The 10,467-nt window shown below is 66.2% G+C and carries 14 protein-coding genes and 1 tRNA gene; 10 read left to right on the forward strand and 5 right to left on the reverse strand.

The features are described from left to right. Positions 1-12 precede the first annotated feature (12 nt). Positions 13-447, forward strand: coding sequence for a hypothetical protein (locus tag ABE424_RS18285; protein ID WP_346492182.1), 435 nt, complete (start codon positions 13-15; stop codon positions 445-447). Positions 448-497: 50 nt separating this feature from the next. On the opposite strand, the gene ABE424_RS18290 is transcribed toward ABE424_RS18285, so the two are convergent. Both ABE424_RS18290 and ABE424_RS18295 read right to left on the reverse strand, forming a co-directional pair. Then, positions 498-1,088 (reverse strand): hypothetical protein, encoded by a 591-nt coding sequence (locus ABE424_RS18290; protein WP_346492181.1) that lies wholly within the window; start codon positions 1,086-1,088, stop codon positions 498-500. Between the two features lie 94 nt (positions 1,089-1,182). Continuing rightward, entirely contained in the window at positions 1,183-1,323 is a 141-nt protein-coding gene (locus ABE424_RS18295) for a hypothetical protein (protein ID WP_346492180.1), read from the reverse strand. A gap of 175 nt (positions 1,324-1,498) precedes the next feature. Here ABE424_RS18295 and ABE424_RS18300 point away from each other — a divergent pair, with 175 nt between their 5' ends. Both ABE424_RS18300 and ABE424_RS18305 read left to right on the forward strand, forming a co-directional pair. Then, complete coding sequence (locus ABE424_RS18300) at positions 1,499-2,032, forward strand: hypothetical protein (protein ID WP_346492179.1); 534 nt, start codon at positions 1,499-1,501, stop codon at positions 2,030-2,032. After that, the gene (locus tag ABE424_RS18305) at positions 2,025-2,213 is read left to right on the forward strand and encodes a hypothetical protein (protein ID WP_346492178.1); all 189 of its coding nucleotides are present in this window, start codon (positions 2,025-2,027) and stop codon (positions 2,211-2,213) included. Before ABE424_RS18300 ends, ABE424_RS18305 begins: the two co-directional genes overlap by 8 nt. A gap of 47 nt (positions 2,214-2,260) precedes the next feature. Here ABE424_RS18305 and ABE424_RS18310 read toward each other — a convergent pair whose 3' ends face one another. Next, the gene (locus ABE424_RS18310) at positions 2,261-2,791 is read right to left on the reverse strand and encodes a hypothetical protein (protein WP_346492177.1); all 531 of its coding nucleotides are present in this window, start codon (positions 2,789-2,791) and stop codon (positions 2,261-2,263) included. A 97-nt stretch (positions 2,792-2,888) separates the two neighbouring features. Here ABE424_RS18310 and ABE424_RS18315 point away from each other — a divergent pair, with 97 nt between their 5' ends. From ABE424_RS18315 to ABE424_RS18325, 3 genes are read left to right on the forward strand one after another with little or no spacing between them, the layout of a single operon-like run. Continuing rightward, positions 2,889-3,185 (forward strand): hypothetical protein, encoded by a 297-nt coding sequence (locus tag ABE424_RS18315; RefSeq protein ID WP_346492176.1) that lies wholly within the window; start codon positions 2,889-2,891, stop codon positions 3,183-3,185. Between the two features lies 1 nt (position 3,186). Continuing rightward, entirely contained in the window at positions 3,187-3,384 is a 198-nt protein-coding gene (locus ABE424_RS18320) for a DUF4224 domain-containing protein (RefSeq protein WP_346492260.1), read from the forward strand. Then, positions 3,385-4,425: a tyrosine-type recombinase/integrase gene (locus ABE424_RS18325; RefSeq protein ID WP_346492175.1), complete on the forward strand. Its 1,041-nt coding sequence runs from the start codon at positions 3,385-3,387 to the stop codon at positions 4,423-4,425. Between the two features lie 59 nt (positions 4,426-4,484). Here the strand turns inward: ABE424_RS18325 and ABE424_RS18330 are convergent. Both ABE424_RS18330 and ABE424_RS18335 read right to left on the reverse strand, forming a co-directional pair. Then, positions 4,485-4,558 (reverse strand) — tRNA-Gly (locus ABE424_RS18330). Positions 4,559-4,682: 124 nt separating this feature from the next. Next, positions 4,683-6,512, reverse strand: a complete 1,830-nt coding sequence (locus ABE424_RS18335; RefSeq protein WP_346492174.1) for an autotransporter domain-containing protein — start codon at positions 6,510-6,512, stop codon at positions 4,683-4,685. Positions 6,513-6,715: 203 nt separating this feature from the next. Between ABE424_RS18335 and thiS the strand changes: the two genes are divergently transcribed. From thiS to ABE424_RS18355, 4 genes are read left to right on the forward strand one after another with little or no spacing between them, the layout of a single operon-like run. Further along, positions 6,716-6,916, forward strand: a complete 201-nt coding sequence (gene thiS, locus ABE424_RS18340; RefSeq protein WP_176988371.1) for a sulfur carrier protein ThiS — start codon at positions 6,716-6,718, stop codon at positions 6,914-6,916. 38 nt (positions 6,917-6,954) lie between these two features. Beyond that, positions 6,955-7,749 (forward strand): thiazole synthase, encoded by a 795-nt coding sequence (locus ABE424_RS18345; RefSeq protein WP_070471215.1) that lies wholly within the window; start codon positions 6,955-6,957, stop codon positions 7,747-7,749. After that, complete coding sequence (trmB, locus tag ABE424_RS18350; protein ID WP_176988370.1) at positions 7,749-8,483, forward strand: tRNA (guanosine(46)-N7)-methyltransferase TrmB; 735 nt, start codon at positions 7,749-7,751, stop codon at positions 8,481-8,483. Before ABE424_RS18345 ends, trmB begins: the two co-directional genes overlap by 1 nt. A gap of 24 nt (positions 8,484-8,507) precedes the next feature. Continuing rightward, positions 8,508-10,355, forward strand: coding sequence for an SLC13 family permease (locus ABE424_RS18355; protein ID WP_121039313.1), 1,848 nt, complete (start codon positions 8,508-8,510; stop codon positions 10,353-10,355). The last annotated feature ends 112 nt before the right edge of the window (positions 10,356-10,467 follow it).

The raw sequence follows: 10,467 nt of genomic DNA on the forward strand, positions 1-10,467 counted from the left end.
GCGAAGGCCCTCATGGAGCAGCTGTATGGCATGCAGAAGCCGGTTCGCTACGAGTGCCGGCGCCGCGGCAGCAGAGAGCCCTGGGAAGAGGCCGAGCCCGAGGACGTGACCAACCCGCAGCGCCGGAATCTGACCATCCGCGCGCTCTACCTGCACCCGCCCGTCGGGAGGCAGGAGCACCGGTGGCCGCCGGGAAGCAACGGTGATGGCCGATGCCTGGACTGCGACGAAGCCGAATGGCTCGCGGGGCCGGACTGTCGGCCGCACGCCCCGCTCCGCGACCACCGCTCATCTATGCCCTTCCGCATCACCTGGCTGATCCAGCCGCTCGAACAGCTCCACTACCTCGCCAAGAACCTCAACCCTTTCGACCGCGACAAATGGCGGAAGGAAGCCACCTACCTGATCGACCGCATCAGAGACCACGAGAAGGGAAGCCGACCATGACTATCAGCAGGCTGATGGAAGACCCGGGGAACGATCCGCAGGGCGGCCTATTACTGGCGCGCGCCCTCGGTGGCGCGACCGCACGCGCGCAATGCGCGCTCTACTTGTTTGTGCGCAAAGTCCATATCGGCGCGGTAACTGATCCAGTACGTTCCCCAGTGCTTCGATCCGTTCGTTCCGTTTCCGCCGGCATCAATCGCGTCACACACGCGGGACGCTGCGTGCACTGCCAGGGCAACGGATTCAGCCAACTCGAGGTCTGTGGCGACGGGCCATCTGCTGAGATCAATCTCGACACGGGCAAGGTCAGCAAGCGCACCTGGCATGGCCGCAAATGTCGCGCGCTCAACGGCGTTCGTCATGAGCAAGCCCTCAGCTGCCCAACTGACAGCAGTTCCCGCACCGAGCGGATAGTGAACCTCGATTACTTCCAGGCGTGCCTTGGCGCGGGCGATGAGGTCGTAGAAGGCCAATGCGAAGAGAGCATTCGCTCGGCGCCGCGTTCTGTAACGAGAAATTGCGGGCGCAGCAAGGGCGACAATCACACCTGCCGCTGTCGCAACTGCGGACGTAGCCTCCCAGTCGAGTTGGCATGTCTCGCTCAACCACCAGCACTGGCTAACTCCATCCAGGATGCTCATCGCCAACTCCCCCTAAGGTTCGCGCTGTGCGTTGCCCAGCGACTCAAAAATAGGCGGCACGGCGCAACCACCAATGCCGCCGGCACACCGAGCGTTATTTCTTCTTCGGCTTATTTGCCGCCTGCGTCAGCGCTGAACCCGCCACCGACTTTTCGGATTTCGAGCTCGTCGAATTGCTCAGCTGCTTCGAAGCCTTCGAAGCAACGCCAGGGCTGGTCTTCTCGTTCTTGGACATCGGCTGAACTTCCACTGTCGTGCGGGGGATCCCGCCATCCGATCATATACGTGATCTTGGTCACGGATTGTCGGCTTTTCCCTATCCCGGGCACTGGGCCAAGGGCAGGTGTCGCCACCCTGGCCACCGTCAAGCCGCCGCGTGACCGGCGCACCAGGCTGCGGGAGGACGTGTAATGGCCGGTCCGCTACATGATGAGATCGTGGCAGCAGCCGTCCGGTGGCTTCGCCGCAACGGATGCGCAGCGATCCTGTGTGACCCATTCAAGGCCGGTCCCCGTGAGCAGCCGGATGCCATCGGCTGGCGCGACGGCGTGTCGCTCGCGTTGGAAGTGAAGGCAAGCCGATCGGACTTCGTGGCGGATGCCAAGAAGCCGCACCGCATCGACCCAGCGCATGCCGTCGGCGATTGGCGCTTCTACGCAGCACCGGTCGGCATGATCAAGGACGAGGATCTACCGGCGGGCTGGGGCTTGCTGGAGTGGGACCGTCGCTGCCTGAAGCCCTCGCACGGCGTGCCGCTCGGAAACTGCAACTGGTACGGCGCGCCCTTCCGCGACACGTCAAACAAGCGAGCTGAAACCCAGCTGCTGGTCTCGGCAATCCATCGACCGGAATTCGTGCCGCGACCGGGCGCGATGCTGCGGCGCGGAATACATTTCGAAGCCTGGGCGGCTCACCGGGCGGAACCGGAGGTGGCCGATGGCTGATCCCATCACCCAGGCCAAGCACACAGCGCGCGTGCTGATCGGCGAGGCGCGTGCCCGGCGGCAGGCGGGCCACGGCTTCTGGTGCATGTTCCGCATGGCCCAGTCCGCCCGCCGCCGCGCCGCCACCCTACTCCGCCCGGCACCGCCGACACTCTCTATCCAACCGGAGCTGTTCAAATGACCGCGGTGCTCGCTACTTACGCAGATGAAACGTACGCCGTCCCGCGCTTACTTCATCGCCATCGTCGCCAATCTTTCGATAGCAAGCGTTGCACGGGCAACCAGCTCAGCTGTGTAGCGGAAATGTGCTTCGGTATCCGGCCAATCAGGGCCGACGTAAATCCAGTCTTCGGGGTCTGCACCGATACCGTAACGCGAAAGGTCATCAGCGAGCTTTTCAATGGCGAGATAAGCGCTCTGCGCCTGGGGAGCTGCAGACCCCATGAGCGCCATAGTCGACACGTGCGGAGCCAGCTTCTTCTGGTGGCGCTTCAGATCCCCCATATCGATGGTCTTCTGATGGGGATCCGTTCCGAGACGATCAGGCTTTTTGCCATCCGCCAGTTGCCGCGCGGTCCAAACAAAATCTCGGTTTGCCTCCCGGAATTCAGGCAGCAGGGTCAACGCCGCACTTCGAGCCTGCGCGCCCTCGAGCGCTTTTCTTGCCGCTACCGACTGCCGATGCAAGTAGTAGGAGGCGCCGACGGCAGCCAGAGAGCCCCCGGCCGCGACCCAGTCCGCGATAGATCCAGCATTCATTGACATTCCTTCGCCTGGAAACCAACAGAGTGTAGCCCGCGGCCTTCCTGCACCAAACCACGTCTTTCTGAAACTCGATTCCTCTAGGGAGTAGCCCATGACCCAACAACATATCAGCCATCCCGAGGGACTGCCCGCCTGCGCCGACGGGCACCGCGCGCGCCACATTTTCGACGGACGCAGTTCCAGCAGCGGCGGCGGTCACTTTGTCGAATGCCGCTGCAAAGCCACAACGCGACACGCGCAGGCGGAAGCAGCGCTGGCCGACTGGCGCCGCATCAACCGCCCCGCGCGCCGCGCGCGAAAGGTGCTCCCCTCGATCGCGGCGCCGGCGGACAACGTCATCCAGATGCGCCTACCGATGCCGGGCGAAGGACGGGTGGCCAGTGGCTGACATGTTCCTATCGCGCGATGAGATCGTCACCCTGTGCCGCACGCCACAGCGCGCGCGCCAAGCTGCCTTTCTTCGCAAGAACGGGATCAAGCACTACCTGGACGCGCACGACTGGCCTGTCGTGCTGCGCTCCAGCGTTGAAGGAACGAGCGCGAGCGCCAAGCAGGCGCTGACATGGACCCCGAGCAAGGTTGCATAAATGGGAAGGAAGCCGAGCAAGCCGGGGGCCATCCCCCGGTTCCGCGCACGACGACAGAAGTCCGGCGTGGTGCATTACTACTACGACCACGGCGGGAAGCCCCGCAAGGAGACGCCGCTGGGGAGCGACTACGGTGTGGCCATCAAGAAGTGGGCCGAGTTCGAACATGCCAACACGATACCGGCCGCCGCGGTCGTCACCTTCCGCCACGTGGCCCAGCGCTACCAGGCCGAGGTCGTGCCTGCCAAGGCAGTGACAACCCAACGCCTCAACAACCGCTGCATCACTGCACTTCTGAGCTTCTTCGATGCGCCGCCGGCGCCCTTCGAGGCAATCCGGCCGATCAACATCCGGCAGTACCTGGACTGGCGCCCTTCCAAGGTGATCGCCAACCGGGAGGTCTCTCTGTTCTCGCACATGTGGAACTGGGCGCGCGGCAAAGGCGTCACCGACCTTCCCAATCCGTGCGAGGGCATCCGGCGGAACAAGGAGTCTGGCCGCGGCGTGTACGTGGAGGACGAGGTGTTCCAGGCGGTCTACCGCCACGCCGACGCCTCACTGCGCGACGCCATGGACCTTGCCTACTTAACCGGCCAGCGGGTCGGCGACGTCTGGTCCATGGATATGCGCCAGATCACCCCTCGCGGCCTGGCCATCACGCAGGCCAAGTCCACCAACAAGGTGATCATGGAGATCACGGGGGAGCTCGCGGCATTGCTGGAGCGGATCGCCAGAAGGAAAAGCGAGAAGCTGCCCGACGGTAGATCCAAACCTTACAGCACGCGTTTGATCGTCGACGACAGCGGGCTGGCACTGGGCCGGGCGGCACTGCGCTACCGGTTTGATAAGGCGCGCGACGACGCCGGCATTGCAAAGGGGGAGTTTCAGTTCCGCGACCTGCGCGCGAAGGCAGGCACGGATAAGGCCGATTCGGCCAATGACATTCGCGAAGCGCAGGCCCAGCTGGGGCATTCATCGGTCACCACGACCGAGATCTACGTGCGAAAGAAAAGGGGCTCTAAAGCTACGCCTACTCGCTGAATTGCGGAGCGGCTGGGATATTGCGGAGCGGCCTAAATCCCCGCAAGCCTTGGGAGACATGGAGCGGGTGAAGGGAATCGAACCCTCGTCAGTAGCTTGGGAAGCTACAGCTCTACCATTGAGCTACACCCGCAAGGCGCGGCGTAAGTCTATTCGGGCGGGGCCCTCAAACGCAACGGGCGGCACTGGGCCGCCCGTTGTTTCACGCTTTCAGCATGCGTGCGCGGCGCCCGCGGACGGGCGCTGCGCACGTTGGATCAGAAGCTGCCGCCGAAGCTGGCGAACAGCGATACGTCACGGGCGCGCTTCTGCATCGAGGTGGTGCTCATGCCGATGTTGCTGCTCAGGCCCCACAGGTTCAGGCGCGCACCCAGCACGGCGGTGGCGTAATCCTTGTCGAACTCGAGGCCCGGCACCTTGTACATGCCCACGTCCGGCATGGACTGCAGCCAGGCGCTGGCCTGCTTGCCGTCCTCGAACTCGTGGTCATAGGTCACCTGGACGTACGGCTTGACGTTGCCGCCGTCGAAGCGGGCCTGCCAGCCGACGCGGCCGACGGTCGAGTCCGTGTCCTGGTCGGCATAGCCCAGCGCCGAGGCGCTCGGGTTGGACTCGGTGTAGCCGTCCAGCTTCACCTTCTGCCAGATCACGGCGGCGACCGGACCGTGGCGGAAGCCGCCCTCGGTGCCGAACTCATACCCGGCGTTCAACGCGGCGGTCAGGTTGCTGCCTTCCGGCGAGCCCTTGTGGATGCGCGTGGCCGGGCCGAGCTGCAGCTTGCGGGTCACGTCGTAGTCCAGCCAGCTGTAGCTGAGCTGGCCATTGACCCAGGCGCGGTCGCCATACCAGCCGGCGAACAGGCCCAGCGTGGTGTCGGACTGGGTGAAGTCGCCCTTGTTGTGGCCGAAATCGGCGTCCATGCGGCCGTAGCCGGCGAAGCCGCCGACCACCATGCCGTCACGCGCCCAATCCACACCGAACAGGCCGGCCGGGGCCATGCCGTCGTACAGATCGGCGTGGGCATAGCGCTGCATGTCGCCGCGCAGGTTGCCCCACCAGCTCAGGCCGTCGGCCGGACGGCCGTCGACGTGCCAGCTCACCTGGTCGGCGCGCGAGCGGCCGATGGTCTGCGCGGAGTGGGTCAGGATCTGCTGGTTGCGCGGGGCTTCCAGGATCGACAGCGTGTACTCGCCCAGCATCTGGTGGGTGGCGGTGGTCGGGTGCACGCCATCGGCGAAGACGTAGCTGTTGGCGGCGTCCGGGGTGGCGTAGCTGGTCGGGTTGCAGGTCAGCGACGAGGCCGTGGTGCAGGCCGGGCTGGTGACGTTGACGAAGCCGTACTCGCCCGGGTTGGCGACGATTTCCTGCAGGATGTGGAAGGTGTCGACCGGGATCACCTGCAGGCCGGCGGCCTTCAGGCCACCGAACAGGGCGTCGTTGTAGGCCTTGGCCAGCGCGGTACCGGCGGCCATGCCGGCCGGGCCACCGGCGCGGGCGCCCGGGGTCAGGCCGACGTCCGGAATGGTCGGCACGACGATGTACTCGGCGCCGGCCGCCTTCAGGGTGCCGACGATGCCAACCTGGTCGCGGACCGCGTTGGTCAGGGTCGCGACCAGCGGTGCGCCGGCCTGGATGGCGAACAGGTCATTGGCACCGCCCCACACGGAGTACAGGGCGTTCGGGTCGGCCTTGCCGCCGTTGGCTGCCAGGTACTGCGCGGTCTGCGTCTTGAGCGAGTACACCGGCACTGCCGGCGCGCCCGGGGCGAGGATCTGGCTGGTGTCCACGCCGACACGGGCGCCGCCGATGGCGTAGTTGTCACCGTTCTGGCCGTTGCCGTGGGCAGCACCGTTGGTGCCATAGTAATGCGCCACGTGCTCGGCCCAGACCCAGCCCGGGTTGGTGGTGAACTGGCCGGTCACCGGCTGTACCGAGGCCGGCAGCAGCGGACGGAAGTAGCCCGCATCGGACAGGCTGTCGCCGATGAAGACGGTCTTGGTGTACGGCGACTGCGCCATGGCCGGCATCGCCGCCAGGGCGATGGCCACGGCCATGAGGGAGCGGATCGGGCGTTTGCTGAGCAACATGAAAACTCCTTGAAGGTGGGGAAGACGGCGGACGTACGCCGGCGCACGGTGCATGGTTCCACTGCACCCCGCCGGCATCACGCTGCGCTGCGGCATGGACGCCCCAGCCCCGCCGCCCGGCCATCGTTGGCCTGGCGCTCGCGGCACCTCTGCCGCGGGCGCACAGGGTACGCACTGCGGTGTGATTGGGGGACAATACCGTCATGAACATCCAGCTCAACGGCGAGAACCGCCAGCTTCCGCACACCGCCACCGTCCATGACCTGCTGCACAGCGAGCAACTGCTCGAACGCCGGGTGGCGGTCGAGGTCAACGGCGAGATCGTCACCCGCAGCCAGCACGCCAGCCACGGCCTGCGCGAAGGCGACGTGGTCGAGATCGTGCATGCACTGGGCGGTGGTTGAGGCAGCATCGTGACGCGTGATAGGCGATAATTCGGGCCATGAATGCACCTGCCCCCACTGATTCGCTGGTGATCGCCGGCAAGACCTATGCTTCCCGCCTGCTCACCGGCACCGGCAAGTTCAAGGATCTGGAAGAAACCCGCCTGGCCACCGAGGCCGCCGGCGCCCGGATCGTCACCGTGGCGATCCGCCGCACGAACATCGGGCAGAACCCGGGCGAGCCGAACCTGCTCGACGTGCTGCCGCCGGACCGTTACACCATCCTGCCCAATACCGCCGGCTGCTACACCGCCGAGGACGCCGTGCGCACCTGCCGGCTGGCCCGCGAGCTGCTGGACGGCCACAACCTGACCAAGCTGGAAGTGCTGGGTGACCAGAAGAGCCTGTACCCGGACGTGGTGCAGACCCTCAAGGCGGCCGAGCAGCTGGTCAAGGACGGCTTCGAGGTGATGGTCTATACCTCCGACGATCCGATCCTGGCCAAGCGCCTGGAAGAGATCGGCTGCGCCGCGGTGATGCCGCTGGCTGCGCCGATCGGCTCGGGCCTGGGCATCCAGAACAAGTACAACCTGCTGCAGATCATCGAAGACGCCAAGGTGCCGATCATCGTCGATGCCGGCGTGGGCACCGCCTCCGATGCGGCGATCGCGATGGAGCTGGGCTGCGATGGCGTGCTGATGAACACCGCCATCGCCGGCGCGCGCAATCCCGTGTTGATGGCCAGCGCGATGCGCAAGGCCGTGGAAGCGGGTCGCGAAGCCTTCCTGGCCGGGCGCATTCCACGCAAGCGCTACGCCAGTGCCTCCTCGCCGATCGACGGGTTGATCGGCTGATGACCAATCCTTTCGACAGCGCCGGTGCCAAGGCACCGCCCAAGCCCTTCACCATCACCGAAGGCCGCCGCGAGGTCCGCAGTTTCGTGCTGCGCCAGGGCCGTTTCACCCCGGCCCAGCAGCGTGCGTTCGATGACCGCTGGCCGCGCTTCGGGCTGGACTTCACCGGTGAGCCGCGCGATCTCGATGCCACCTTCGGGCGCGATGCGCACAAGGTGCTGGAAATCGGCTTCGGCAACGGTGCGGCGCTGCGCTTCGCCGCGCAGCAGGATCCCAGCCGCGATTACATCGGCCTGGAAGTGCACGCCCCCGGCGTGGGCCGCCTGCTCAACGCCCTGGCCGACGACGACGCCGACCACGTGCGCCTGTACCACCACGATGCCGTGGAGGTGCTGGAGAAGGAAATCGCCGATGGCGCACTGGATGAAGTACGCATCTATTTCCCGGACCCGTGGCACAAGAAGCGCCACAACAAGCGTCGCCTGATCCAGCCCGGCTTTGCCGCGCTGCTGGTGCGCAAGCTGCGCGTGGGTGGCCGTCTGCACTGCGCCACGGATTGGGAAGACTATGCCGAGCAGATGTGGGAGGTGCTCGACGCCACCGCCGGGCTGACCAACCGCGCTGGTCCGCGCGGCCAGGTCGAGCGTCCGGAATGGCGCCCGCAGACCCATTTCGAAACCCGTGGCCAGAAACTCGGCCATGGCGTGTGGGACCTGTTGTACGACCGCACCTGATCCCTCAAGGAACCGCGCCACCCCATGGATACCGCGCTGACGCTGACTACCGACATGAAGCTCGTCCTCGGGCTGGTCGGCTTCACGATGGCGATGTTCCTGTTCGAGCGCATCCGCGCCGACGTGGTGGCGCTGGTGGTGCTGGTGGTGCTCGGCGTCACCGGGCTGATCGCGCCGGAGGAGATCTTCGGCGGTTTCTCCGGTAACGCGGTGATGAGCATCATCGCCACTACCATCCTCGGCGCGGGCCTGGACCGTACCGGGGCACTGAACCGGTTGGCGGCATGGCTGCTGCGGCGCGGGCACGGCGTGGAAACGCGCCTGCTGATGATGACCACCGCGATCGCCGGGTTGAACTCCTCGTTCATGCAGAACCCCTCGGTGATGGCGCTGTACCTGCCGGTCGCTTCGCGCCTGGCCGCGCGTACCGGGCTGACCCTGCAGCGCCTGCTGCTGCCGATCGCCGCGGCCATCGTGATGGGCGGCGCGCTGACCATGGTCGGCAACTCGCCGTTGATCCTGCTCAACGATCTGCTGGCCTCGGCCAACAACAACCTGCCCTCGGGCCTGGCCACCATCGAGCCACTGCGCATGTTCGCGCCGCTGCCGATCGGCGTGGCCCTGCTGATCGCCTCGCTGCTGTATTTCCGCTACTTCGGTGATCGCAAGCTGGTCGAGGAAGAGACGCTGGCCAACGACGGCGTCACCCCATCGCGTACCGAAAGCTACTTCGCCAAGACCTACGGCATCGAAGGCGACGTGTTCGAGCTGGTGGTCACCGCCGAAAGCCCGCTGGTCGGCATGACCCTGGGCGAGGCCGAGAACGTGCATGACGCGCCGCTGCTGCTGGCGCTCAAGACCGGCAACGACACCCGCCTGGCGCCGCCGGCCGAGATGCGGATCTGGGTCGGCAGCGTGCTCGGCGTGATGGGCGCGCGCCAGCAGGTCAGCGATTTCGCGCAGAACCAGTTCCTGCGGATGTCCTCGCGCCTGAAGCACCTGGGCGATCTGTTCAATCCGAGCCGCGCCGGCATTTCCGAAGCGGTGGTGCCGCCGACCTCCGACGTGATCGGCAAGAGCGCCTCGGACCTGCGCCTGCGCAAGCAGCGCGGCATCAGCCTGCTGGCGATCAACCGCGACAAGCAGGTGATCCGCGAAGACGTGCGCAACGTAGCGCTGCGCGCGGGCGACATGCTGGTCTTCCACAGCATCTGGACCGACCTGGCGCAGGCGGCCAAGAGCCGCGACTTCGTGGTGGTGACCGACTACCCGAAGGGTGAGCAGCGGCCGCACAAGTTCAAGATCGCGATGAGCATCTTCGCCATCACCATCCTGATCGCGCTGACCTCCAAGCTGCCGGTGGCACTGACCCTGATGACCGGCGTGGCCGGCATGCTGCTGACCGGCGTGCTGCGCATGGACGAGGCCTACGCCTCGATCAACTGGAAAACCGTGTTCATGATGGCCGGGCTGATTCCGCTCGGCTGGGCGATGGACAGCAGCGGCGCGGCGGCGTGGATCGCCGGCCACACCATCGACCGCCTGCCGACCGGCATCCCGGTGTGGGTGCTGGAGATCGCACTGGCCTTGCTGACGACGATGTTCTCGCTGGTGATCAGCCATGTGGGCGCGACGATCGTGATGGTGCCGATCGCGGTGAACCTGGCGCTGGCGGCGGGTGGCAGTCCCACCGCGTTCGCGCTGATCGTGGCGTTGTCGGCATCCAACAACCTGATGACCGCCTCGAACCCGGTGATTTCGATGATCACCGGCCCGGCCAACTACACCCCGCGCGAGCTGTGGCGCGTCGGCGCCCCGCTGTCGTTGATCTATACGGCGGTGGTGGTGCTGATGATCAACCTGATGTTCTAGCCGCTGGCCGGCTCCCGCAATGCCCCAGGTAGTGGCCGGCGCGGGGGCGGGCCCCCCGACGGGGGGGGGGCCGCGCACCCCCCCCCCCCCCCCCCCCCCCCCGCCGGGGGGG

Origin of the sequence: Stenotrophomonas sp. TWI1149 (genome assembly GCF_039673155.1) — a bacterium.
GTDB lineage: Bacteria > Pseudomonadota > Gammaproteobacteria > Xanthomonadales > Xanthomonadaceae > Stenotrophomonas > Stenotrophomonas maltophilia_AA.

What these genes read in the sequence shown, in the direction of transcription:
- ABE424_RS18285 (WP_346492182.1), top strand. Translation starts at nt 13, where the DNA reads ATGGAGCAGCTGTATGGCATGCAGAAGCCGGTTCGCTACGAGTGCCGG.
- ABE424_RS18290 (WP_346492181.1), bottom strand. Translation starts at nt 1,088, where the DNA reads ATGAGCATCCTGGATGGAGTTAGCCAGTGCTGGTGGTTGAGCGAGACA.
- ABE424_RS18295 (WP_346492180.1), bottom strand. Translation starts at nt 1,323, where the DNA reads ATGTCCAAGAACGAGAAGACCAGCCCTGGCGTTGCTTCGAAGGCTTCG.
- ABE424_RS18300 (WP_346492179.1), top strand. Translation starts at nt 1,499, where the DNA reads ATGGCCGGTCCGCTACATGATGAGATCGTGGCAGCAGCCGTCCGGTGG.
- ABE424_RS18305 (WP_346492178.1), top strand. Translation starts at nt 2,025, where the DNA reads ATGGCTGATCCCATCACCCAGGCCAAGCACACAGCGCGCGTGCTGATC.
- ABE424_RS18310 (WP_346492177.1), bottom strand. Translation starts at nt 2,791, where the DNA reads ATGAATGCTGGATCTATCGCGGACTGGGTCGCGGCCGGGGGCTCTCTG.
- ABE424_RS18315 (WP_346492176.1), top strand. Translation starts at nt 2,889, where the DNA reads ATGACCCAACAACATATCAGCCATCCCGAGGGACTGCCCGCCTGCGCC.
- ABE424_RS18320 (WP_346492260.1), top strand. Translation starts at nt 3,187, where the DNA reads ATGTTCCTATCGCGCGATGAGATCGTCACCCTGTGCCGCACGCCACAG.
- ABE424_RS18325 (WP_346492175.1), top strand. Translation starts at nt 3,385, where the DNA reads ATGGGAAGGAAGCCGAGCAAGCCGGGGGCCATCCCCCGGTTCCGCGCA.
- ABE424_RS18335 (WP_346492174.1), bottom strand. Translation starts at nt 6,512, where the DNA reads ATGTTGCTCAGCAAACGCCCGATCCGCTCCCTCATGGCCGTGGCCATC.
- thiS (WP_176988371.1), top strand. Translation starts at nt 6,716, where the DNA reads ATGAACATCCAGCTCAACGGCGAGAACCGCCAGCTTCCGCACACCGCC.
- ABE424_RS18345 (WP_070471215.1), top strand. Translation starts at nt 6,955, where the DNA reads ATGAATGCACCTGCCCCCACTGATTCGCTGGTGATCGCCGGCAAGACC.
- trmB (WP_176988370.1), top strand. Translation starts at nt 7,749, where the DNA reads ATGACCAATCCTTTCGACAGCGCCGGTGCCAAGGCACCGCCCAAGCCC.
- ABE424_RS18355 (WP_121039313.1), top strand. Translation starts at nt 8,508, where the DNA reads ATGGATACCGCGCTGACGCTGACTACCGACATGAAGCTCGTCCTCGGG.